The 23,439-nt window shown below is 71.6% G+C and carries 20 protein-coding genes; 8 read left to right on the top strand and 12 right to left on the bottom strand.

Annotated features, from left to right (window positions below; translation table 11 throughout):
* From E1202_RS02525 to E1202_RS02545, 5 genes are all read right to left on the bottom strand, one after another.
* A partial coding sequence (locus E1202_RS02525) for a heparan-alpha-glucosaminide N-acetyltransferase domain-containing protein (protein WP_235877588.1) occupies nucleotides 1–1,236 on the bottom strand: 1,236 nt, incomplete at its 3' end.
* 125 nt (nucleotides 1,237–1,361) lie between these two features.
* The gene (locus tag E1202_RS02530; protein WP_132680661.1) at nucleotides 1,362–2,423 is read right to left on the bottom strand and encodes an alpha-amylase family glycosyl hydrolase; all 1,062 of its coding nucleotides are present in this window, start codon (nucleotides 2,421–2,423) and stop codon (nucleotides 1,362–1,364) included.
* 35 nt (nucleotides 2,424–2,458) lie between these two features.
* The gene (locus E1202_RS02535) at nucleotides 2,459–2,842 is read right to left on the bottom strand and encodes a globin (protein WP_132680663.1); all 384 of its coding nucleotides are present in this window, start codon (nucleotides 2,840–2,842) and stop codon (nucleotides 2,459–2,461) included.
* A gap of 141 nt (nucleotides 2,843–2,983) precedes the next feature.
* Nucleotides 2,984–3,967 carry a mechanosensitive ion channel family protein gene (locus E1202_RS02540; protein WP_132680664.1) on the bottom strand — a complete coding sequence of 328 codons (984 nt, stop codon included), beginning with the start codon at nucleotides 3,965–3,967 and terminating at the stop codon, nucleotides 2,984–2,986.
* Between the two features lie 137 nt (nucleotides 3,968–4,104).
* Nucleotides 4,105–6,213: a prolyl oligopeptidase family serine peptidase gene (locus E1202_RS02545; protein ID WP_132680666.1), complete on the bottom strand. Its 2,109-nt coding sequence runs from the start codon at nucleotides 6,211–6,213 to the stop codon at nucleotides 4,105–4,107.
* Between the two features lie 278 nt (nucleotides 6,214–6,491).
* Here E1202_RS02545 and E1202_RS02550 point away from each other — a divergent pair, with 278 nt between their 5' ends.
* The gene (locus tag E1202_RS02550) at nucleotides 6,492–7,139 is read left to right on the top strand and encodes an HNH endonuclease (RefSeq protein ID WP_235877590.1); all 648 of its coding nucleotides are present in this window, start codon (nucleotides 6,492–6,494) and stop codon (nucleotides 7,137–7,139) included.
* Nucleotides 7,140–7,172: 33 nt separating this feature from the next.
* Here E1202_RS02550 and E1202_RS02555 read toward each other — a convergent pair whose 3' ends face one another.
* A complete protein-coding gene (locus E1202_RS02555) occupies nucleotides 7,173–7,484 on the bottom strand; it encodes a hypothetical protein (RefSeq protein WP_132680668.1) in 312 nt (103 codons plus the stop codon).
* A gap of 398 nt (nucleotides 7,485–7,882) precedes the next feature.
* On the opposite strand from E1202_RS02555, the gene ctaJ reads away from it, so the two are divergent.
* Together ctaJ and E1202_RS02565 are read left to right on the top strand one after the other, a co-directional pair.
* Nucleotides 7,883–8,140: an aa3-type cytochrome oxidase subunit CtaJ gene (gene ctaJ / locus E1202_RS02560; RefSeq protein ID WP_132680670.1), complete on the top strand. Its 258-nt coding sequence runs from the start codon at nucleotides 7,883–7,885 to the stop codon at nucleotides 8,138–8,140.
* The gene (locus E1202_RS02565; RefSeq protein WP_132680671.1) at nucleotides 8,127–8,627 is read left to right on the top strand and encodes a DUF5130 family protein; all 501 of its coding nucleotides are present in this window, start codon (nucleotides 8,127–8,129) and stop codon (nucleotides 8,625–8,627) included. The genes ctaJ and E1202_RS02565 overlap by 14 nt, the downstream gene beginning before the upstream one ends.
* A gap of 257 nt (nucleotides 8,628–8,884) precedes the next feature.
* Here E1202_RS02565 and pepN read toward each other — a convergent pair whose 3' ends face one another.
* Complete coding sequence (gene pepN / locus E1202_RS02570) at nucleotides 8,885–11,458, bottom strand: aminopeptidase N (protein ID WP_132680673.1); 2,574 nt, start codon at nucleotides 11,456–11,458, stop codon at nucleotides 8,885–8,887.
* Between the two features lie 219 nt (nucleotides 11,459–11,677).
* On the opposite strand from pepN, the gene E1202_RS02575 reads away from it, so the two are divergent.
* Nucleotides 11,678–12,295, top strand: coding sequence for a mycothiol-dependent nitroreductase Rv2466c family protein (locus E1202_RS02575; protein ID WP_132680675.1), 618 nt, complete (start codon nucleotides 11,678–11,680; stop codon nucleotides 12,293–12,295).
* Nucleotides 12,296–12,456: 161 nt separating this feature from the next.
* Here the strand turns inward: E1202_RS02575 and E1202_RS02580 are convergent, their stop codons facing one another.
* The 5 genes from E1202_RS02580 to E1202_RS02600 all read right to left on the bottom strand — a co-directional run bounded on the left by E1202_RS02580 (nucleotide 12,457) and on the right by E1202_RS02600 (nucleotide 17,683).
* Entirely contained in the window at nucleotides 12,457–13,860 is a 1,404-nt protein-coding gene (locus E1202_RS02580) for an MmgE/PrpD family protein (RefSeq protein WP_132680676.1), read from the bottom strand.
* Nucleotides 13,857–14,684, bottom strand: a complete 828-nt coding sequence (locus E1202_RS02585; RefSeq protein ID WP_235877591.1) for a cyclase family protein — start codon at nucleotides 14,682–14,684, stop codon at nucleotides 13,857–13,859. Before E1202_RS02585 ends, E1202_RS02580 begins: the two co-directional genes overlap by 4 nt.
* Complete coding sequence (locus tag E1202_RS02590; RefSeq protein WP_235877593.1) at nucleotides 14,681–15,559, bottom strand: HpcH/HpaI aldolase/citrate lyase family protein; 879 nt, start codon at nucleotides 15,557–15,559, stop codon at nucleotides 14,681–14,683. Before E1202_RS02590 ends, E1202_RS02585 begins: the two co-directional genes overlap by 4 nt.
* Before the next feature lie 127 nt (nucleotides 15,560–15,686).
* Complete coding sequence (locus tag E1202_RS02595) at nucleotides 15,687–16,883, bottom strand: CaiB/BaiF CoA transferase family protein (protein ID WP_132680680.1); 1,197 nt, start codon at nucleotides 16,881–16,883, stop codon at nucleotides 15,687–15,689.
* Nucleotides 16,880–17,683, bottom strand: coding sequence for an IclR family transcriptional regulator (locus E1202_RS02600; protein ID WP_132680682.1), 804 nt, complete (start codon nucleotides 17,681–17,683; stop codon nucleotides 16,880–16,882). Before E1202_RS02600 ends, E1202_RS02595 begins: the two co-directional genes overlap by 4 nt.
* A 192-nt stretch (nucleotides 17,684–17,875) precedes the next feature.
* Between E1202_RS02600 and E1202_RS02605 the strand changes: the two genes are divergently transcribed.
* From E1202_RS02605 to E1202_RS02620, 4 genes are read left to right on the top strand one after another with little or no spacing between them, the layout of a single operon-like run.
* Nucleotides 17,876–19,270, top strand: a complete 1,395-nt coding sequence (locus tag E1202_RS02605) for an FAD-dependent oxidoreductase (RefSeq protein ID WP_207918432.1) — start codon at nucleotides 17,876–17,878, stop codon at nucleotides 19,268–19,270.
* Nucleotides 19,267–20,733 (top strand): dihydroorotase, encoded by a 1,467-nt coding sequence (locus tag E1202_RS02610; protein WP_132680684.1) that lies wholly within the window; start codon nucleotides 19,267–19,269, stop codon nucleotides 20,731–20,733. The genes E1202_RS02605 and E1202_RS02610 overlap by 4 nt, the downstream gene beginning before the upstream one ends.
* A gap of 60 nt (nucleotides 20,734–20,793) precedes the next feature.
* Nucleotides 20,794–22,074, top strand: a complete 1,281-nt coding sequence (locus tag E1202_RS02615) for an MFS transporter (protein ID WP_132680686.1) — start codon at nucleotides 20,794–20,796, stop codon at nucleotides 22,072–22,074.
* The gene (locus tag E1202_RS02620) at nucleotides 22,071–23,435 is read left to right on the top strand and encodes an MmgE/PrpD family protein (RefSeq protein WP_235877595.1); all 1,365 of its coding nucleotides are present in this window, start codon (nucleotides 22,071–22,073) and stop codon (nucleotides 23,433–23,435) included. The genes E1202_RS02615 and E1202_RS02620 overlap by 4 nt, the downstream gene beginning before the upstream one ends.
* Nucleotides 23,436–23,439 lie beyond the last annotated feature (4 nt).

Raw genomic sequence — 23,439 nt, forward strand, 5'->3', positions numbered from 1 at the left:
GGTGGACCAGCGGACGATGTCGCTGACCAGGGCCTCCAGCGGGCCTCGGCGGAAGAAGTGGAGCCAGGTGTAGGTGAAGGTGAACGTGAAGACCAGGAACACCTCCGGCATGAAGGTGTTCACGAACGCCACGAGCCCCGTCGGCTGCTGACCGTCGCGCGGGAACCACGGCATGTTCGGGTCGTCCAGCGGCAGCGCCGGGCCCATGCTGGCGAGGTGGGCGAGGTTCTCCGGGACGCCGCTCAGCGGCCATCCACCGGTGACGATCTGCCAGGCCAGCGCCAGCGCGTGCGCCGCGTACAGGGTCAGCGCCATCGAACCGGCCTTGGCCAGCGGCGTCAGCGCACGCTCGGTCCGGTCCGCCAGCTCCAGGCACACGGCCAGGATGACCAGGGCGATCCCGCCGGACCCCAGCAGCTCGAAGGTCGTCCCGCTGTGCGCGTTGGCGGCCAGCAGCCACTCCGGGTGCCCGACCGGGATCGTCCCCTCCACCGGGCTCGGCGGGCCGACCGGCACCAGCTGGAACGACACCTGGTAGCCGATCAGCGACATCACGACCCCGGCCAGGCCGACCCGCAGCCGGACCCTGGTGGAGGTCAGGTCCATCCGCCCGACGGCCAGTCCCGCCAGCACCAGCGGCAGGTAGGACGCGGCGGGGTAGAACCCGAACAGCAGCAGGTCGAAGATGCCCTCTTCGGCGATCAGGTGCCCGGGGTCGACGCTGTTGACCAGCGACACCAGACCCGACATGGGAGTGTCGGCGGCGCCCCAGCCGCGCAGCACGAACGACAGCTGCGGCCCCAGCGCCGCGCTCACCGACGCCGCGATGATCAACCCGCGCGCCCGCAACCGCAGGAACGGCACCGCCAGCAGGAAGTACAAGCCGTAGAACGGGATGATCACCGTCAGCAGGAAGCCGGTCGCCTCGGTCGCCTTCGCCAGCGCCAGGCCGAGCACCAGCAGCACGGCCGCGCGCACCGCCACCCGCCGGCTCGCGTCGCGCAGCGCCCGGCCCGCCGGTGGCGTCGACCGCCCGGTCATCAGGGCCAGCGACACCCCCGCCAGGAACGTGAACAGCGCGGTCGACCGGCCGGAGAAGAACTGCGCCAGCCACACCTCGGGCCAGCCGCCTGCGAACGGCACGCCGAAGTGGATGCAGAACATGCCGAACACCGCCACGAAGCGGGCGACGTCCACGCCGACCAGGCGGCCCGGTTTTCCGGTAGCTCGCCGCACCCGAGGTGAAGTTCGTTCGGGCGCAACAGCAGTCATGACATCCACTTGAGGTCGGGGACGTTGAGCGGAAATCTACCCACCGCTCCGACGCCCCCTGGAACCTGCCCGCGTTGGCGAGGTCCCGCTCACACCAGCCAGGCGGCGCTGCCCGGCGGCAGCTCGCCCGCGACCAGCGGCCGAGAGCTCAGCAGCACCTCACCGGGCGGCAGCGGAACGGGTTCGGCCGAGGTGTTCAGCGCGCAGATCAGGCTGCTGCCGACGCGGCGGAACGCGAAGCAGTCCTCCGGGGCACCGAACCACTCCACGTCGTCGCCGGTGAACGCCGGGTGCGTCGCGCGCATCTCCAAGGCGTGCCGGTACAGCGACAGCGTGGACTCCTCGTCCTCCAGCTGCGCCTCGACGGTGAAGTGGACCCATTCGTGCGGGATCGACGACCAGTCGGCCCGCGCCGCGGAGAACCCGAAGGGCCGCATCAGGCCCTCCCAGGGCATCCGGATCCGCTCGGTTCCCGGCAGCCCCAGCTCCTCGCCGTGCCGCAGGCACACCGCGCCCGGAAGCGCCAGCTGCACCAGCGCCATCGCGCGCACCGGCGTCAACGCCGCGTGGTCGCGGATGCGCGTGCTGTCCCGGCTGGCCATCGCCCACGCGGGACGCGGGCCGCGGGAGTTCAGCACCGTCGTGATCGCCTCGCGCACCGGGTCCGCGGAGAACCCCGCCACCGCCAGGCCGAGGCCGAACAGCAGCTGCCAGTTGCCGGTGCCGCTGCCGATCACGATCCGGTCCGGGTAGTCGGCGAGCACCGCGCCGACCGCGTCCGCCGGGTCGTTGCGCGGCGCCAGGTGGAAGCCGTCGATCCCGTTGTCCAGCCACGGGCGCAGCACCGGACCGGGGTCGGTGCGCGCGGGATCGACGTCGATCGCCAGCAGCACCCGCAACCCGTTGCCGCGCGCCTCGCCCAGCAGGCGGGCCAGAGCGGGGGAGTCCGGATCCGAACCGGCCATGCCGGCCAGCACGATCACGTCCACGCCCAGCAGCTCCAGGTAACCGAGCCTGCCGCGAATCCCGTCGAGGTCGCCGACTCCGTCACCGTCGGCGTCGGCGAACGCGCCGACGTCGATCTGGTAGCACACCGCGTCGAACCACCACGGTCGCTCACCGAGGTAATCCTGCGTGCCCACCTGCTGCATCACCAGGTCCTTCGCTCCTAGTTCGGGTCCGCCGGTCAGAACCACGAGTTGATCATGCTGTTGGCGGCCATCTCCAGGTACTGCCAGAGCTGGTCGCGGTGTTCGGGCTTCAGCCTGGCCTCGTCCACGGCGATGCGCATGCAGCGCAGCCAGGCGTCGCGCTCGGCCGGACCGATCTTGAACGGCGCGTGCCGCATCCGCAGGCGGGGATGCCCGCGCTGGTCGGAGTAGGTGTGCGGGCCGCCCCAGTACTGCATCAGGAACAGTCGCAGCCGCTCCTCGGCGGGCCCGAGGTCTTCCTCGGGGTAGAGCGGGCGCAGCAGCTCGTCCTTGGCCACCTCTTCGTAGAAGCGGGCGACGATCTGGTGGAAGGTGGCTTCGCCGCCGACCTGCTCGTAGAAACTCTCCACGGAAGTCACACTTCCATCCTCTCAGGTGGTGCTTCGCCGGTTTCAGTGGTCGGTCGGACGCGATCCGTCGCTGCCGCGCGGCGGGAACCGCACGCCCTGAACAGATGCGGATCCCCCGGCCGATTGGTTCGGCACGGGGGATCCTGCTGGTCAGCTCGTCGTCGAGAGGGTGTCGGGGGGCAGCGGGCGGCCGTTGGGGTACGGCGGCTCGATGGCCGAGTCGTCGTAGGCCCGCTTGACCTCCACCCGGAGCCTGCGCTGGACCGCCCACTGGCGGCCGGGCCGGACCTTCACCGTCAGCCGCAGGGTGACCGTGTCCGAGGTGATCTGGTCGACGCCCAGCATCTCCGGCGGCTCCAGGACGTCGTTGGACAGCGGCTCCTTGGACGTCGCGTCCGTGGCGACCTCGCCCGCGACCTCGATGGCCTTCTGCACGTCGGAGTTGTGCGAGATCGGGAAGTCCACGACCGCGACCGCGAAGCCCTGCGACGAGTTGCCCACGCGCAGGATCTCGCCGTTGCGGACGTACCAGACGGTGCCGTTGATGTCGCGCAGCGTGGTGACCCGCAGACCCACCGCCTCGACCGAACCGGTGGCCTCGCCCAGGTCGACGACGTCACCGACGCCGTACTGGTCCTCGACCATCATGAACATGCCGGACAGGAAGTCCCGCACGAGGTTCTGGGCACCGAAGGCGACGGCCACACCCAGCACACCGGCCGAGGCCAGCACCGGGGCGATCTGCACGCCCAGCACCTGAAGGACGTAGATGACGGCCAGGCCGAAGATCAGGAACGAGGTCAGCGACTTGAGCACCGACCCGATGGTCTTGGCGCGCTGCCTGCGCCGCTCGGAGAGCAGTTCGTAGGTGAGGCTGTCACCGCGGCGCTCGCGCAGCGGCGAGAGCAGCTTCGGGGGCTTGCCGTTGCCGCGGGTGAGGCGGTTGATCGTACGGTGCAGCAGCCAACGCACGACGAAGGCTATGACCAGCACCATCACGATCTGCAGGGGCTTGGCGATGAGCAGGTCGGCGTAGGACGCCAGCCACGCGTTCTGGGTCCAGTCGAAGACCGCCTGGCACCAGCGTTCGGTCGGGTCGCACGTCGGCGGCTGGGATAAAAGCGGCAGATTCATGGGTACGGGGGTTTCTCCATGGGCTGTCGTTCATGGGGTCACGCCGTGAGGCGCGGGCTACCGACCGGCCCGAGCGTCGCGCACGCCCCGCCGCGCACGATGATCGAAAACCGTTCGGCCGGAACCGAGTTCGGGGCTCAGTCCAACACGAGACCGGTTGCCTCCGCGAGGAAGGTGAGCTGGTCGGTCGTCAGCCCCACGGTACGTGACACCGAACGGGCGGCGTGCCCCACCTCGGTCTCGCGGCGGATCAAAATGGGCCTTTTGCCCGGGTCCGAACTGGTCGCGTGCTGCAGCGCCGCGCACATCTTGCGGGCGTGGTTGGGGTCCACGCGCGAGTCGGACTCGAAGACCGTGAACAGCACCGACGGATAGGCCGTGTGCTCGGTCACGTTGTGGTACGGCGAGTAGGACAGCAGCCAGCCCAGCTCCTCCGGATCATCGGCCGTGCCGTACTCGTCGTTCCAGGTCCGGCCGAGCAGGAACCGCTCGTAGCGCACCATGTCCAGCAGCGGAGCCGAGCACACCACCGCCCGGTACAGCTCCGGCCGCTGCGTCAGCGCCGCGCCGACCAGCAGGCCGCCGTTGGAACCCCCCGAGATCGCCACCTGGTCCGAGGTCGTCCAGCCCTGGTCGATGAGGTGCTCGGCGGCGGCGTGGAAGTCGTCGAAGGTGTGCTGCTTCTGCTCGCGCATACCGGCGACGTGCCACTCCTCGCCCTCCTCGCCGCCACCGCGCAGCGAAGGCAGCGCCCACACTCCACCGGCCGCAACCCAGGTCAGCGCCGAAGGCATGTAGCCGGGCTCGCGGGACAGCGAGAACCCGCCGTAGCCGGTCAGGAACACCGGGCGCGGGCGATCGGGCTCGGCGACCGGCGCCAGCACGAACATCCGCACCTCGGTGCCGTCGGCCGACCGGTAGGTGACCTGGCGGGTGTGCACCTCCGGCAGCTCGACCGCACCCGGAGCGCTCGTCTCCAAGGTCATCCCACCGGTGCTGCGGTCGTAGGTATGCACGCACGGCGGCGTCGCGAAGTCGGTCCAGCCGATCCACAGCCGGTCGCGGTGCTGCTCGGTGGCCGAGTCGACCGTCGTCAGGGCCGTGACCTGGCCCGTTCCGGGCAGCGCGATCTCACCTGTGCGCGCACCCGTGGCCGGGTCGTGCAAGGTCAGCTCGGAGACCGCGTGCCGGGTGCGCAGCAGCACCAGGCGCGGCTGGTCGCCGTCGAAGTAGCGGACCGCGTCGAGCACCGAATCGGGCTCCTCGCCGATCAGCTCGGTCCAGTTCTCCGGCTCCGGGGCCGTGGGATCGGCCACGCACAGCCGCCAGCGCGGGGCGTCCTTCGTGGTCATCACGTACAGCCGGCCGTCGCGCTCCACCCAGGCACCGACCCGGTAGCCGTCGGTGGTGTCCACGATCTGCCGCAGGCTCGGGGCCTCGGCGCCGTCGGAGAGGTCCGCGATCCACACCGAGTCGCGGCGAGCGGTGCCCATGCTGCCCTCGATGATCAGCCAGCGGCCGTCCCGGGAGACGTGAGTGCCGTAGTAGAAGGTGTGGTCCAGGCCCGTGCCGTGCACGAGCACGTCCTGCTCGGGATCGGTGCCCACGCGGTGCCGCCACACGCGGCGGTGGAACTGCTCCTCGCCCTCGGGCACCAGCTCCGGCGGCAGCCGGCGGACGTAGAAGAACTCCTCCCCGCCGGGCATCCAGGAGATCGTCGAGTAGCGGCAGCGGTTGATCGGACCCTCGACCAGCTCGCCGGTGGCCACGTCCATGACGTGCAGCAGCGACTCCTCGTCGCCGCCCACCGAGATCTGGTAGGCCAGCCGGTCGCCCTCCAGGCTCGGCACCCAGCTGTCCAGCGTCGTCAGCCCCGACGGGTCGAGCTCGGTGACGTCCAGCAGCACCCGCTCGGTGCCGTCGGCCTCGCGCACGTGCAGCACGCCGAACTCCTGGCCGGGCTCGCGACGCGTGAAGAACGCGCGTCCCGCGCGCCACAGGGGAGCGCCCACCGCGCCGGCCGCCAGCAGCGACCGCATCCGCTCGGCGACCGACTCGTGGCCGGGGAGCGCGTCCAGCCAGGTGCGGGCGAGCTCGTTCTGAGCCGCCGACCACGCCTCGGTGCTCGGCGAGGAGGCGTCCTCCAGCCACCGGTACGGGTCGGCGACCTCGTGGCCGTGCAGGGTCTCCGCGATGTCCTCGCGAGCGGTGTCGGGATAGCTCAAGGGGGTTCGAACGTCGGTCACGATCGCGACAATACGTGCTGCGGAGGGGCGTGGAAGGGGCTCCGGCGGCGCCGCGGAGCCGATTCACCCGAGATGATCAACCGTTTTGCGCTCGGCTGATCGACAATGGTGGAGGAAGCGCCGGAGACGGCAGACGAGCCGACGGTGATCGCTCCACGGGGCGGTCACCTGCGAAAACGGTCGGCGGATCTTGGTCATCGGCGCGGCGTGTCGAATCACACGTGCGTTCGGGCCGGGTTCTGTGCTGAACTTTGCCCGACACCGGTGGAGGTGGTCGCGTGCCAGACCGACAACCGATCCGACAACCGGCGCTGAAGGCAACGGGCCTCGCGTCGCGGGCCCCGTTGTGCCCGATGAGCCGAGGCTCCGGGCCGCCGCAGGCGGATCGACCTCCTGGTCACGCCACCTCGTGGCGCAAGCGCCGGGTGCTGCTGCTCAACACGACCTTCGAACCCCTCACCGCGCTCCCGCTGCGCCGAGCCATCGTGATGGTCGTCTGCGGCAAGGCCGAGGTGGTCCACGGCGACTCGGCCGGGATGACCCTGCACTCGGCGAGCGCCGAGGTCGAGATCCCGTCGGTGATCAGGTTGAGCAACTTCGTGCGCGTGCCGTACCGCGGCCGGGTTCCGCTGACCCGTGCCGCGTTGATGCTCCGGGACAGCCACCGGTGCGTCTACTGCGGCGCACGAGCGGAAACGATAGATCATGTTCTGCCGCGCAGTCGCGGGGGGCCGCACACGTGGGAGAACTGCGTCGCCTGCTGCACCAAGTGCAACCACCGCAAGGCCGACAAGACGCTGAGCGAGCTGGGCTGGCGGCTCCCGGTGGCCCCGCAGGCTCCGCGAGGCCGCCACTGGCGGTTGCTGGCGGGCCTGTCCGAGACGGACCCGCTGTGGTTGCCGTACCTGGGCGAGTCGGCGGCGTGATCCTCGCACCGGGCGCGTCCGCGGCGGCGCGGATCAGCTGATCCGAACTCCGCGGGCGCGCCCGCTGATCCGCACGCCGTCCCTGCGGCCGCTGATGCGCACTCCGTCGCGGCGCCCGCTGATCCGCACGCCGTCGTGCGTACCGCTGATGCGGACACCGTCCTTGCGTCCGCTGATGCGCACGCCATCGCGCCGCCCGCTGATGCGGACTCCGTCGTCGAGGCCGCTGATGCGGACGCCGTCGCGCCGGTTGTTGCTGATGCGCACTCCGTGATCAGCGAGTGGCCGGCCGCTCATCGGAAGGGTGAGTTCGTTGGTCTGAGTGGCGGCTTCGATGATCGACATTGTGTGCCTCCCGCATACATAGGGTGGTTCGGGCGCATGTGATCAAATATGCAAGACCCATACAGGTGAAAAGCTATGATCAGGAACTGCTCAGAACAAGCCGCCAACCTGCCCCGCATTGCCCCCGTCCGGTCCGACTCCGTTCGGCCGCAAACATTGCTCCGAACGAGTTACGACGGGTGATTTGGGTCACATGGTAGCCCCGGTCTCGGTGGCAGGTGAAATTCCGGGGCGCTGAGCGCCTCGACGATCGTGGAATGGGGGCTTCGCGAGCGGCGGGAGCGAGCCCGCCGCTTCGGGCGAAATGCCGGGTGATCACCGCACCGGTCGCGACTCGAGGCCCGGGCGCGCGCGAGGACGCACACACGAAACCTTGGTCATCGGCTACCGTACTGGGCGTGACTGTCGTGGAGAGTGTGCTGTACCTGGCGGTGGTCCCAGCGGCCATCTATGGCGTGATCGTGCTCATCGCGATGTGGCCCAAGCTGTCCCGCGCGCGCTACAGCGCCGGGCAGGACTGGGACTTCGCCCCGGTGTTCTGGTCCGCCAACCCGCAGGGCGTGAACACCGCGGTGTCGGCGGACGGCGAAGGAGAGGTCGTGCCGGACGACGCACGGCCCGTCACGGCTCGGGGAGGCGCACGTGGCAACTGGTGAGATCGCGGGTCGGACCGCGGATGCCGACGAGCTCGGCGCAGGTGAGGCGCGCATGTCGACCGGCCGCATGTCCGTGGCGCGACGCGTCGAGCCCGAGCGTCCGCGACTTCCCTTCAGCGCCGGCGAGCTCGCCCGGCTCGACGAAGCGATGGCCGTGGCCAGTCGCAGCACCGGGCTGGAGTTCGCCGTCTACCTCGGTGACCTCGGTGAGGACACCCGCAAGCAGGCCGAGGAGCTGCACGCCAACCTCGGTGCGCAGGCCCCCGAGGGCGTGCTCATCGCGGTGTCGCCGGGTCAGCGCAAGTTCGAGATCGTGACCGGCGAAGAAGCCCACCGCCGCATCCCGGACCGCACCTGCCAGCTGGCCGCGATGAGCATGGTCGCCTCCTTCAAGGAGGACGAGCTCATCGAAGGCCTCGTCAGCGCCGTCCGCATGCTCTCCGACGCAGCCGGAACCTCCTTCAAGAAGCAGCCCGACCACCACTGACACCCTTGTTCGGTGGTCGTTGCTCGTTGCGGTGCGGGTAGCGGAACCTGACCAGCCTCCTGGCTCCGGGGCGCCGCTCCTGATGCATGCCGATGCACGGCGTCGCGGCGTCCTCGCCAGAAGACGTGTCAGAACCCGCGGCGGTGCGGGTTGCGAGGGCGGCTCCACAGCTCGCGGCTACGCCTCTTGCGGATCACACGACGGAAAAGCCGCCCCGGTCGACAACGACCGGGGCGGCTTCGTCGTGCTGTCAGGAGTTACGAGCGGTCGAACTCCCGGGCTGCGAGGGCGCGGACGATGCCCGCGCGGCCCTCGGAGACCAGTCGGCGCAGAGCGGCCGGGCGCTCACCGGCCAGCCACTGGTCGGCGGCGGTGACGGACTCGTCGGTGACCGCCCAGGACGGGAACAGCCCGATCACCGTCGGCTGAGCCCGCTCGCTGGAGCGGCGCTGCCAGACCTCGTCGATCGACTCGAAGTACCGCTGCACGTACGGCGCCAGCAGCTCGCGCTGGGCGGGGTGCTGGAAGCCGGCGATGATCGCGTCGCTGACCGCGTTCGGCAGCTGGTCGTCGTGCACCGCGCGCTGCCACGCCTTCTCCTTCGATCCCGCGGTGGGGATCAAGGCGCGGGCACGCTCGGCGCGACGGCGGCCGGTCGCGGTCTGGTCGGACTCCAGCTCCGCGTCGATCTCCGCCTCACCGGCCGCACCGTGCGCGACCAGGGCCTGCAGCAGGCCCCAGCGCAGGTCGGTGTCGACCGTCAGGCCCTCCAGCCGGGCCGAACCGTCGAGCCAGCCGCGCAGCTCGCCGACCTGCTCGTCGGCCAGCACCGAACCGGCCAGCGAGTTGACGAACGCCAGCTGGTGGTCCGAGCCCGGCTTGGCCGCGCGGGCCAGCTCGAACAGCCGCGAGCTGAACCGCCGCCAGCCCTCGGCCTGCCACGACGGGTCGACGTAGGAGTTCAGCGCGGTCTGCGTCTGCAGCAGGACCCGCTGGACCACGCCGATCTGGCTCTCCGCGCCGATGCCGCCTTCGGCCGAGGCGCCCAGCACCAGGGTCACGAAGTCGCGGGCCTTCAGCTCGGCCTCGCGGGTCATCTCCCACGCCGTCGACCAGCACAGCGCGCGCGGCAGCGACTCGTCGATGTCGCCGATCCGGTCCACCAGGGTGGCCAGCGACTCGGGGTCGAAGCGCAGCGAGCAGTAGGTCAGGTCGTCGTCGTTGACCAGCACGAGCTTCCCGCGGTGCACGCCGACCAGGTCCGGGACCTCGGTGACCTCGCCGGTGACGTCGAGCTCGACGCGGTGCTTGCGCACCAGCTTGCCGCCCTCGTCGTCGTAGACGCCGATCGCCAGGCGGTGCGTGCGCAGCTCACCGGCACCGGGCCGGGCGCCGTTCTGCACCACGGAGAACTGGGTGAACCGGCCCTCGTCGTCGGTGCTGAAGCGCGGGCGCAGCATGTTCAGGCCGGTGGTCTCCAGCCACTGCGCGCTCCACCAGGACAGGTCCCGGCCGGACGCCCCCTCCAGCGCCTTGAGCAGGTCGTCGAGGGTGGCGTTGCTCCACGCGTGGCGGTCGAAGTAGACCCGCAGCCCGGCCAGGAAGTTGTCCAGACCGACGTAGGCCACCAGCTGCTTGAGCACCGAGGCGCCCTTGGCGTAGGTGATGCCGTCGAAGTTGACCTCCACGGCCTGCAGGTCCGGGATGTCGGCGGCCACCGGGTGGGTGGAGGGCAGCTGGTCCTGGCGGTAGGCCCAGGACTTCTCGACGCTCGCGAAGGTCGTCCAGGCGGCGTCGTACTCGGTCGCGCCGACCTGCGCGAGGACGCTGGCCCAGGTCGCGAAGGACTCGTTGAGCCACAGGTCGTTCCACCAGCGCATGGTGACCAGGTCGCCGAACCACATGTGCGCCATCTCGTGCAGCACGGTCTCGGCGCGGCGCTCGTAGAGGTAGCCGGTGACCTTCGACCGGAACACGTAGTCCTCGAGGAAGGTCACGCAGCCGGCGTTCTCCATCGCGCCCGCGTTGAACTCCGGCACGAAGCACTGGTCGTACTTGCCGAACGGGTAGGGGACTCCGAAAGCCTTGTGGTAGAAGCCGAATCCCTGCTTGGTCTCGGTGAACAGGCGCTCGGCGTCGAGGTGCTCGGCCAGCGAGGCGCGGCAGTAGATGCCCAGCGGGATCGCCTCCTGCCCGTCCTCGCCCGGGAAGGTGTCGCGCCACTCGGCGTAGGGACCGGCCACCAGCGCCACCAGGTAGGTGGACATCGGCTTGGTGGTGTCGAAGGTGTGGCGCTTGCCCGCACCGGTCTCGGTGATCTGGCCGGCGGCGTTGGAGATGACCTTCCAGTCGCCCGGGGCGTCCACCGTGATCTGGTAGGTGGCCTTCAGGTCGGGCTGGTCGAAGCAGGTGAACATCCGCTTCGCGTCGGCGGTTTCGAACTGGCTGTAGAGGTAGACCGCGCCGTCGACCGGGTCGATGAAGCGGTGCAGACCTTCGCCGGTGTTGGTGTAGGCGCAGTCGGCGCGCACCACGAGCTCGTTCTCGGCGGCCAGATCCGGCAGGCGGATTCCGGTGGACTCGTCGTAGTCGGAGACGTCGAGCTCGACACCGTTGAGCACCGCGCCGTGCACCTTGTCGGCCACCAGGTCGATCCAGGCGTCGGCGCCGGTCTGGTTGCTGCGGAAGCGAACCGTGGTCGTGGAGCCGAAGGTCTCCACTTCCACACCGCCCGCGCCGGCGGAGAGGTCCAGTTCGATCACATAGGACTGGACCTCCAGCAACGCGGCGCGCTGCTCGGCCTGTTCGCGGGTGAGGTTCGGCGGTGCCACGGATCACCTCGTAGTTCGTAGGGGATGGATCACGGCCGGTTGGATGCCCGGCGCAGGCATCAAATCACGTCCGGGCGGAGGCGCGCTGCCGGGCAGGCACCTCCGCGATCATCGGCGTGTCGGTCTGATCGGGAAGACAAACGGCCGTACCGGGGTTACTACTCCTAGACGTGGTGCCGCGCGCAGGCACCTGGACGATTTCGACTGATGGAGGCACGGATGACCACCGCTGCCCGCCCACGGGTGGACTTCTACTTCGACCCGCTGTGCCCGTTCGCCTGGGTTTCCTCGCGCTGGATCCTGGAGGTCGACAAGGTTCGCGACATCGACCTGAACTTCCGGGTCATGAGCCTGTCGGTGCTCAACGAGGGGCGTGACCTGCCCGAGGAGTACCTCGACCTGATGGAGCGCGGCTGGGGACCGGTGCGCGTCTGCATCGCCGCGGCCAAGCACCACGGCGACGAGGTCCTGGCGCCGCTGTACACGGCCCTGGGCACCCGCATCCACGACCAGGGGATCAAGGACTTCACCGAGGCCATCGAGGGCGCCCTGGCCGAGGTCGGCCTGCCCGCCGAGCTCGCCGAGGCCGCGACCAGCACCGAGTACGACGAGGAGCTGCGCGCCAGCCACCACGCGGGCATGGACCCGGTCGGTGACGAGGTGGGCACGCCCACCCTGCACGTCGACGGCGTCGCCTTCTTCGGCCCGGTGATCACCCGCGTCCCCAAGGGCGAGGAGGCCGCGAAGATCTTCGACGGCGCGGTCGCGATGGCCAGCTACCCGTACTTCTTCGAGCTCAAGCGCAGCCGCACCGAAAGCCCGCAGTTCGACTACTGATCCACCACTTCCGGGAAAATTCCGATCATCCCCAGTATTTCCCGGGAGCGTGCTCTGACCTGCGGCGATGCGTTGCGGCCGGTTTTTCCCGGTCATCACGGTTCACGACCGTCCACAGAGGCCGAAGCCGTCCGCAAGACGACTTCGGCCCCGGGATCGGATCAGGTCCGCTGCAAGCCGGACATGACCTCGGCGACCGGGCGGTCGTCGCGCAGGTCCCACAGCGACGAGACGATCTCGGCGGCTCGGTCCGCTCCCACGGCCCGCTCGGCGTTGCCGGTGAACTTGGCGGCGAGCTCGTCGGCCGACAGCGGTCGCTGCGGCCCGCCCCGGTTCTCCCGGACGCGCTCGGTCACCGTCGTGCCGTCGGCGAGCTCGGCGGTGAGCACCGCGGGGAACTGGCGCGGGAACCCGGCCGTCGCCTCCTCGTCGGCGACGACGCGCACCCGCCCGGCGAGGTCCAGCCGCGCGGGATCCGCCGCGGCGGCGTCGGTGAAGTCCTCGTGGAACACCCCCAGCCCGCCGCCACCGAGCAGCGCCGCCGCCACGGTGTAGGGCCCGGAGAACGCCGCGTGGTACCCGGAACGGGGACGCCGCTTCTCCTCGGCGGGCTCGGCGATCGTGCGCAGCACGGGGGCGGGAACCCCGAGCACCAGCTCGCGGACCTGGTCGGCCGTCACCCCGCGCTCGCGCAACCGCAGCGCCGCGTCCACGCCCGCGTGCGTGAAGTGGTTGCACGGGTAGGGCTTGAAGAACACCCCGGGCGTCTCCCACCGCTCGCCGAGACCGTCGGTGACCCGCTCCGGGTGCGTCCGCTCACCGCAGAACGCGCGCAGGAAGCCGAAGCGGCCCTCCACGACCGTCGGCGGCCCGGTCAGGCCGTGCCGCGCCAGGTCGGCGGCGGCCACGCCCGCGTGCGCGGCCCAGCCGCAGTGCACCCGCTTGATCGTGCCGCCGGTGCGGTTGGCCTCGATGACCCCGGCTCCCATGCTCGCGGCGATGCCGATGACCGAGGTCAGCTGGTCGGCGTCGAGCCCCTGCAACATCCCCGAGGCGACGGCCGCGCCCACGGCGCCGCAGATCGCGGTCGCGTGCTGGCCGTGCTCGAAGAACACCGAGTTGCCCAGCTCCTCGTCGTACCCCGCCATGCCCAGCCGGCATGTCACCTCGATGCCCATCGCCGCCGCGGCCAGCAGCGCCTTCCCGCCGGCGCCGGTGCGCTCGGCGGTGGCCAGCGCCGCGGGGACGACGGCCGCCGAGGGATGCAGCACCGACGGCAGGTGCGTGTCGTCGAAGTCCAGGCTGTGCGCCAGCGTGCCGTTGACCAGCGCCGCCGACGGTGCCGGAAGTCGTTGTGCCAGGCCGATCCCGGTCGCCTGCGGCGCGCCGCCCCACTCGGTGGCGACCGCGCCAGCGATGCGAGCCGGTTCCTCGCGGGTGGCGGCGAGGGAGTTGCCGACGACGTCCACGATCCGCCGGACCAGGTCGTCGGCCAGCCGGTCGTCGACGCCGTCGGCGATCAACTTCGCGCCGACCTCGCCGATCCGCTGCGCGGGGGTGCTCATGCCGGGACCACCGCCAGCGGGCGGACCGGGGCTCCGGTGGCGCCGACGATCCGCAGCGGCGCGAACACCGCGAGGAACTCGCCGAGGTCGGCTTCGGAGGCGTCTTCGCAGGCCATGTGCTCGACGATGTGGATGCCGCTGTCGACCAGCAGCACGCGGTGCACCGGCAGCACCCGGTGCCCGGCGCCCGCCGGGATCTGCTCGTAGGCGGTGGTGTCCGAGCCGGTCGCGACGATCCGCCGCTCGGCCAGCCAGTGCGCGCCGTCCACGGTCATGCCGGGAACGCCGGTCTCCTTGCCGACGTAGGCCTGCGGGTCGCCGAACAGGCGGCCCCAGCCGGTGCGGACCACGGCGATGTCGCCGGGACCGGGCTCGGCCCCGGCTCGTTCCGCGGCCCGCGCCAGGTCGTCGGCGGTCACGCCGTAGCCGGGTTCGAGGACGTCCACCCCGTGCGCGGCGGCGACGTCGAGGAACACGCCCCGGGTGACCATCGGCGGGATGGTCTCCGCGCCGTGCACGGTGTGCTTGCCGCCGCGCTGGGCCTCGGCGGCGTCGACCCCGCCGTGCAGCAGCCCGTCGTGGCTGACGTGGGCCAGCGCGTCGACGTGGGTGCCGGTGTGCCCGCCGGTGACGATGACCTCGTTGGACGCCGAGCCGCCGTCCGGGCGGACCGCGTCGCCGTGCCGGCGCTCCAGCGTCATCCGGAACCCGGGGTGGTTCGGCGAGCCCGCCATCCCGGTGTAGAGCGGGTGTCCGAGCTCGATCACCCGGGTCCCGGCGCGGACGGCGTCGAGCAGGTCGGGGCCTGCGGAGGTGGTGGTCACGAGTTGCTCCTTCCCGGCCGCGCACCGGCCGGTTCGTCGTGATCGTTCGAGGAGTGGTCGAGCGCGTCGGCGAGCTCGATCACCCAGCGGGCACCGGCGACGACTGCACGGTCGACGAAGCGACCGCGGTCGTCGACCCAGGCCGCGGAGTCACCCGCGACGTCGAGCGCGTCGAGCAGAGCGCGGGCCTGCTCGACCTCGTCGCGGTCCGGGGTGAAGGCGTGGTGCACCGGGTCGATCTGGCCCGGGTGGATCACCGAGCGGCCGAAGAACCCCGCGTCGCGCATCGCGGTGCTGTCCTCGGCCAGCCCGGCGCGGTCGGACAGATCGGTCCAGACGCTGGCGATCGGGCTGGGCAGCCCGGCCGCGCGGTTCGCGGCGACGATGCGGGAGCGGGCCCACGACAGCTCACGGCGGTCGCGGATCCGCAGGTCAGCGGCCAGATCCGTTTCGCCGGGGGAGACGCCGGCGACCAGCGGGTGGCATTCGGCGAGGTCGAACGCCTCGCGCAGCCCCCTGGCGCTCTCGATCAGCAGGTGCAGCCCGAGACCGGTCCGCTCGGCCAGCGCGGCGACGGCCGCGGGGTCCTCGGCCTTGGGCACCCGCAGGCCCGCGGCGCCGCTGCCGGCCAGCGCCGCGGCGTCGTCGTCGGACCAGTCGGTTCCCGCGCCGTTGACGCGGACCCAGACCTGCTCGGGCCGGGAACCGCAGGTCTCCACGGCCACCTCCCTCGCCCGCTGCTTGTGCGCGGGCGGCACCGAGTCCTCCAGGTCCACGACGACCGCGTCGGCTGGGCCCGCGAGGGCCTTGGCGACGAGGTCCGGGCGGTGCCCGGGGACGTAGAGCCAGCTGCGGGCCAGTCCGATGGCGCTCACACGCAGCCCGCCTCTCCGCGATCTTCGGTGGTGGTTGCGTCCGGGGGCGAACCCGCGTTTCGCGGTTTCTGGTGGCTGGGTTGCATCACGGTCCCCTGAGGTGCGGTTGACCAGGGCACGAGGGGCGTCACACGACCCCCTGCGCCCGCAGTTGTTCCAGTTCGTCGGCGTCGACGCCGAGCCGGCCCAGGACCTCGGCGGTGTGCGCGCCGAGCTTCGGGCCCGTGGTGCGGACCGATCCGGGGGTCTCCGACAGCCGGAACGGGGTGTTCTGGAAGCGGACCGGTCCCAGCTCGTCGTCGTCGATCGTCACGATGCTGCCCAGGGCGTTGAAGTGCGGGTCGGCGAGCACGTCGGCGGCGGTGTAGATCGGCGCCACCGCCGCTTCGGCCTTCTCGAAGGCCTCGACGACCTCGTCGCGGTCGCGGGCGGCGATCCAGGACCCGACGGCCGCGTCGAGCTCTTCGACGTGCTCGGCCCGGCTAGCGCCGCTGGCGAACCACGGTTCGTCGATCAGCTCGGGCGCCCCGACCAGCCGCATCACGCGTTCGGCGATGGAGTGGGCGCTGGTGGACACGGCCACCCACTGGCCGTCGGCGCACTGGTAGGTGTTGCGCGGGGCGTTGTTGGTGGAGCGGTTGCCGGTGCGCGGCTGCAGGATGCCGAGCTGGTCGTAGGCGATCAGCCCCGGTCCGAGCAGGTGCAGCAGCGGTTCGATGATCGCGGTGTCGAGGACCTGTCCGCGACCGGTGGTCTCGCGGGCGCGCAGCGCGGTCATGATGCCGAACGCCGTGGTCAACGCGGCGACGCCGTCGGCGAGCCCGAACGGCGGCAGGGTGGGCGGACCGTCGGGATCCCCGGTCATGGCGGCGAACCCGCTCATCGCCTCGGCGAGCGTGCCGAACCCGGGGCGGCTCGAGTACGGCCCGGTCTGGCCGAACCCGGTCACCCGCGCCAGCACCAGCCGGGGGTTGCGGGCGGACAGCTCCTCCCAGCCGAGACCCCAGCGCTCCAGCGTTCCGGGACGGAAGTTCTCGATCACCACGTCGGCGTCGGCGGCGAGGTCGAGGAACAGCTCCCGCCCGCGCGGGGTGGACAGCACCAGCGTGATCGCCCGCTTGTTGCGGGCCAGCATCTTCCACCAGAGCCCGACGCCGTCCTTCTGCGCGCCGTGGGTGCGGGCGGGGTCGCCGCGCGGGTGCTCGATCTTGATCACCTCGGCGCCGTGGTCGCCGAGCAGGGTGGCGGCCAAAGGGCCCGCGAACAGGGTGGAGGCGTCGAGGACCTTCAGGCCTTCCAGCGCTGCCGGGTGGTCGTGGGTCATGGGATCCCTCCGGTGGGAGTGGGGACGGCGCGCGCGGGTGCGGTGCCGCCGAGCCGAGCGGTGATCCGGTCGGCGGTCTCGATCAGTTCGGGCGCGGTGGCGGCGACGAACTCCTCGGTGACCCGGAAGCGCGGTCCGCACACCGAGACCGCGCCGACCAGCCCGCCGGGCCCGAACACGGGCACGGCGACCGAACCGGCGTCGCCCTGGCGCTCTCCGGCGGAGGCCGCGTAGCCGCGCTCGCGGATCCGGTCGAGTTCGGCGCGCAGCGCGTCCGGGTCGGTCGGGGTGGCGGGGGTGAGCGCGGTGAGCTCGCCGGCCAGCAGCCGGTCGACCTCGTCGGGGTCGGAGTGGGCGAGCATGCACTTGCCGGACGAGCCCGCGTGCAGCGGGAACCGCCTGCCGAGCTCCACCGACATGGTGATCTCGTGGTTGCCGACGACCTGGTCGAGGTAGACCCGGCCCCCGTGCACCTTCGCGCTGATCGTGACGGTCTCGTGCAGGCGGTCGCGCAGCTCGGCCAGGAACGGCAGGGCCGCCGCCCGCAGGTCGGAGTCGCGCAGCGCCCGGCTGCCCAGCGCCGCCGCCGCGGGCCCGAGCCGGTACTCGCGGCTCTCCGGGTCGTAGGCGATGAGGTTCCGGCTGGTCAGGGACTGCAGAATGCGGTGCACGACCGCCTTGGACAGGCCCAGCTCCCGGGACACCCGGCTCACGCCGAGGGTGGGCGGTCCGTAGGTGAACAACAGCAGGACGTCCGCCACCCGCTCGGTGGCCCCGGTCCCGCCGCTCGACTCCGACACGCGATCCTCCTCGTGCTCATGCTTGTACCGCTGGACGGAACAAGAGTGTGGGTCGCTGATGCGAGTGTCAAGGAATTTACATCGCAAGTATTGCACTTATCCAGGCCACCTGGTGTTATCGACCTCACCGAACGGCCGGGCACGTTGTTCCGCTTAGCGAAACGATTTGCCCGGCTGGGATGAGGAGGAACGATGACGTTCGACGTGGACCTGGTGGTCGCGGGTGCCGGTGGCGGGCTGACCGCCGCGATCCGGGCCGCCGAGCTCGGTCTCGACGTGCTCGTGGTGGACTCCGACCCGAACTTCCGCCGCGGCAACAACACGTCGATGTCCACCGCGATGATTCCCGGGCCCGGATCGCGGTTCCAGGCCGCGGCGGGGATCGACGACTCGCCGGAGCTCTTCGTCGCCGACGTCGAGCGCAAGACCGGCGGGACCGCCGACGTGCGGATCGCCTCGGCGCTGGCCCACGTCGGCGCCGAACTCGTCGAATGGCTCGCCGACCACGTCGGGATGCCGATCGAGCTGCCCACCGACTTCGCCTACCCCGGGCACTCGGCGCGCAGGGTGCACAGCCTGCCCGGCAGGCACGGCTCGTCCCTGCTGCGCCACCTGCTGGAGGCCGTCGACCGCAGCGAGCGGATCGACCTGATGGTTCCCGCCCGGCTGATCGCCGTCGACACCGGAGATGACGGCGGCGGGGTCGCGGTCGTCGAAACCCCGGACGGCGGGCGCGAGGAGATCAGCACTCGCGCGGTGCTGCTGGCCACCAACGGCTACGGCGCCGACGCCGCGCTCGTCGCGACGCACCTGCCCGAGATCGCCGGTGCCCACTACCACGGCGGCGAGCACTCGCGCGGCGACGCGCTGCGGATCGGCGGTGAACTCGGCGCGGCCACCGGATTCCTGGACGCCTACCAGGGTCACGCCGCCCTCTCGGCGTCCGCGCAGACCCTCGTGACCTGGACCGCGGTGATGCACGGCGGCGCCGTCGTCGACACCGGCGGACGGCGCTTCGGCGACGAGACCACCGGCTACTCCGAATACGCCGCCGCGCTCGCGGCCCGTCCCGGTGGGCGCGGATGGCTGGTGTTCGACGAGCGCATCGACGGGCTGTGCCGATCCTTCGGCGACTACCAGGACGTCCTGGCGGCGGGCGCGGTGCGCAGCGCGGACTCGGTGCCCGAGCTGGCGGAGCTGATCGGCGTCCCGGCGGAGCCGCTGCGATCCGAGCTCGACGCGCTGGCCCGGGTCGCGTCGGGGGAGCAGGCCGACCGGTTCGGCCGCACCACCGCGACGCCGCTGCGCGCACCGCTGCGAGCCGTGGAGATCATCCCGGCCCTGTTCCACACCCAGGGCGGTGTGCTCGTCGACGAGCACGCGCGCGTCCTCGACACCGCCGGGGAACCGATCCCCGGTCTCTACGCCGCCGGCGGTGCCGCCGCCGGCATCTCCGGCCACGGCGCGGCCGGCTACCTGGCCGGCAACGGCCTGCTGCCCGCGCTGGGCCTCGCCTACCTCGCGGCCGGGCACCTCGCCCGCTCGGCCTCCACCACTCGTTCCCTCACTCCGGAAGGTGCCAGATGACCCAGCCCGACCTGATCATCCGCGACGTGCGCGTCGTCCGTCCCGGCGGCGGGGAGCCCGTCGCCGCCGACATCGCGGTCACCGGCGGCGTCGTCTCCGAGGTCGGCCCCGGGCTGGCCGTTCCGGAGGGCACCGAGGTGCACGAGGGGCGCGGACGGCTCGCGTTCCCCGGCGTCGTCGACGCCCACCAGCACTGGGGGATCTACAACCCGCTGTCCGACGACACGGCCACCGAGAGCCGCGCGTGCGCGCAGGGCGGGGTGACGACCTCGCTGACCTACATGCGCACCGGTCAGTACTACCTCAACCGCGGCGGCCCGTACTCGGAGGTGTTCCCCGAGGTGCTCGCCGCCGCCGAGGGGCGGTCCTACGTGGACTACGCCTTCCACCTCGCGCCCATGCAGGCCTCGCACATCGACGAGATCCCCGCTCTCGTCCGCGATCACGGCGTGACCTCGTTCAAGATCTTCATGTTCTACGGGAGCCACGGGCTGCACGGTCGCTCCACCGACCAGAGCGATTTCCTGATGATCCCCGAGGGCGAGCGCTACGACATCGCCCACTTCGAGTTCGTCATGCGCGGCATCCAGGCCGCGCGCGAGGCGAATCCGGACATCGCCGACCAGATCTCGCTGTCCCTGCACTGCGAGACCGCCGAGATCATGACCGCCTACACGCGGCTGGTCGAGGAGGAGGGCGAGCTGTCCGGGCTGGAGGCCTACAGCGCCTCGCGCCCGCCGCACTCGGAGGGCCTGGCGGTGGCCATCGCCTCCTACCTCGCGCACGAGACGGGCCTGCCGACCATCAACCTGCTGCACCTGTCGTCGGCCAAGGCGATGGAGGCCGCGATGCTGATGGCCAAGACCTTCCCGCACGTGGACTTCCGGCGCGAGGTCACCATCGGGCACCTGCTCGCCGACGTGACCACCGCCGACGGGGTCGGCGGCAAGGTCAACCCGCCGCTGCGCCCGAGGGCCGACGTCGAGAAGCTGTGGGAGCACCTGCTCGCCGGTGACGTCAGCTGGGTCGTCTCCGACCACGCCTGCTGCCGCGAGGAGAGGAAGTTCGGCGAGGACCACGACGACGTGTTCGCGGCGAAGTCCGGCTTCGGCGGGACCGAGTACCTGCTGCCGGGTCTCGTCGGCGAGGGCCGCAAGCGCGGGCTGTCGATGTCGACCGTCGCCGAGCTCGTCTCGACCAACCCCGCCCGGCGGCTCGGCCTGCCCACCAAGGGCGACATCGCGCCGGGCTTCGACGCCGACATCGCGCTGGTGAACCCGGACCGCTCCTTCGTGGTGGACCCGGCGGATTCGGAATCCACCCAGGAGTACACGCCCTTCCGCGGGATGGAGATCGGCTCGACCGTCGAGACCACGTTCCTGCGAGGACAGCGGATCTTCGACGGCGGCGAGGTCCTCGGCGAACCGCGGGGCACCTACCTGCACCGCCCGACGGGCCGCTGACGTGCGCGTCACCACGACCAACTCCCGCATGAAAGCAGTGCCGATTCAAGGGAAACCAACATGAGAACACGGTTCCGCTTCGTGACGCTGGGGCTGATCGTCAGCCTCATCGTCATCAACTACATCGACCGGAGCGCGGTGTCCTACGCGGTAGAACCGCTGGAGGAGGCCTTCGGGATCACCACCGCGCAGTACGGGATCATCAGCTCGGTCTTCTCCGTCGGCTACATGGTCGCGGCGTTCCTGTCGGGGCCGCTGGTGGACCGCTTCGGCTGCCAGCGGGTGCTGCTGGTCGCTGTCGCGCTGTTCTCGGTGACCACGGCGCTGATCCCGGTCGCCGGGTCGTTCGCGGGCCTGCTGGTGATCCGCCTGCTGCTGGGCGTCGGTGAATCGCCGGCGTTCCCGGCTGCGACCAGGACGGTCAGCCGCTGGCTGCCGATCCGCGAACGCGGTGTCGCCCTGGCCCTGTGCGGTGGCGTCGCGGTCTCGGGCAGCCTGCTGATCTCCGGGCCGCTGCTGACCCGGCTGATGGACCTCGTCGGCTGGCAGGGCATGTTCTGGACGCTGGCGATCCTCGGCGTGGTGTGGGCGGTTCTGGCGATGGCGCTGCTGCGCGACCTGCCGGAGGAGTCGCCGCGTGTCAACGCCGCCGAGCGGGCGCTGATCGCCTCGGACCAGGAGGCGGAGGCCGGTTCGGGCCGGGCGTCGGTGCGGTGGCGTCCGCTGCTGACCAACCGCAACCTGTGGGTGGTCGCGGGCGGCTACTTCGCGTGGGGCTTCATGTTCTGGGGCTTCATGTACTGGCTGCCGTCGTTCCTGTCCGGCGCGTACGGGCTCAGCGTCAAGCAGGCGGGCGCGTTCTCGATCGCTCCGTGGGCGTGCGGCATCGTCGGCGCGCTGGTCGGTGGCGTCGTCGTCGACCGCGTCTACCGGCGCAGTCCGAAGATCCGCAGCCGGTTCGCGGTGATGGGCGTGGCGCTGCTGCTGGCCGGGTGCTCGCTGGTGCCGCTGGCGATCGCGCCGACCCTGACCGTCGCCCTGATCTCGATCTCGCTGGGCGTGGGCTTCGGGTTCATCACCGGCGGCATCTGGTGGGTCGCGTCCATCGACGCGGCTCCGGACCAGCCGGGCAGCGCGGCGGGATTCGCCGACGCGGCCTTCGCGGCGTCCGGGATCGTGGCACCTTCGGTGATGGGCTTCATCGTGTCCAGCACGGGCAGCTTCACCAGCGGTTTCCTCGTCATGGCCGGGCTGGCGGTGCTCGGTGCGCTGCTCATGCTGCTGGTGCCGCGCGAACGCGCGGTCACGCCCGAGACCACGACCGCCGTCGCGGGCGCGTGACCGCGGGGCCTGCAACCCGGCAGGACGCGGTCCGGGGCGCGGTCGGCCGGCTGGGCGAGTGGGTGGCCGAGCTGCGCTGGTCCGACGTCCCGGCCGAGGTCCGGGAACGGGTGCTGGCGGTGCTCGTCGACGCGGTCGCGGTCACCGCGCTCGGCTCGCGCGAACCCGCGCAGCGGGCGCTGGTCGAGCAGTGGGACGCACCGGACGGGACGGCACCGCTGTTCGGGACGGGCCGCGCGGTGGCGGTCGACGCCGCCGCGTGGCTGAACGCCACCGCATCGGTCCGGCTCGAACTCGACGACGGGCACCGGCTCGCGGGCGGTCACCCGGCGGCGCACGGCTTCCCGGCGGTGCTCGCGCTGGCGTCCCGAGCGACGACCACGGGCGCGGACCTGTGCAGCGCGCTGCTCGCCGCCTACGAAGTCGCCGCCAGGTTCGGCCGCGCGACGCGGCTCCGGCCGGGCACGCACCCGCACGGGAACTGGGGCGTCGCCGGTGCTGGAGCGGGCTGCGCCCGCGTCCTGGGGCTTCGTCCCGAGGACGCGGCGGTGGCGATCGACGCAGCCAGCGGCCTGCCCGTCGCCGGGCCGTTCTCGGCCGCGCTCGACGGAAATCCGGTGCGCGACGCCTGGGTCGGCGCGGCCAACCAGTCCGGTCTGGCCGCAGCGCGGCTCGCGGCGTCCAGGACCGGGCAGCTGACGGGCATCGCGGCGGACTCGCTCGGGGACCTGCTCGGCGCCCTCGACCCGGCCGCGCTCGACAGCGACCTGGGGGAGCGCTGGGAGGTCCTCGGCGGCTACTTCAAGCAGCACTCGTCGTGCTCGTTCACCCACGCCGCCATCGACGCGGCCCTGTCGTTGCGCGACCACGTCGACGAGGGCTCGGCGGAGGTCCTGGTCGAGATCCACTCGCTCGGCGCGCAACTGGACCGCACGAGGTGGCCGACGCCGCTGGCGGCGATGTTCTCGCTGCCGTTCGTCGTCGCGACCGCGTTGCGCCGAGGGCACGTCGTCCCGGCCGACCTGTCGCAGGAAGCGCTGGCCGATCCGGTCACCGCGGAGCTCGCCCGCCGCGTCGTGGTGCGCTCGGCGCCGGACCTGGACGCCCGGATGCCTGCCGAGCGCCCGGTCCGGGTCACCGTCGACTCGGCTCGCGGCCGGGTCGTGGCGGAACGCCCGAACCCGGTCGGCGACGCGGATTTCCAGCCCTTCACCGCCGACGACCGGCTCCGCGTCCTGGGCGACCTGCTCGGCGCCCACGAGGCGGTCGCGGCCATCCGGGACCACGTCGCCGAGCTGCCGGGCGCGACCGACGCGGGAGAACTGCTGCGCTCGCTCGGTTCGGCGATCCGCTTCCGATGAGGAG

The sequence above is a fragment of the Saccharopolyspora karakumensis genome, from assembly GCF_004349225.1.
GTDB classification, from domain to species: domain Bacteria; phylum Actinomycetota; class Actinomycetes; order Mycobacteriales; family Pseudonocardiaceae; genus Saccharopolyspora; species Saccharopolyspora endophytica.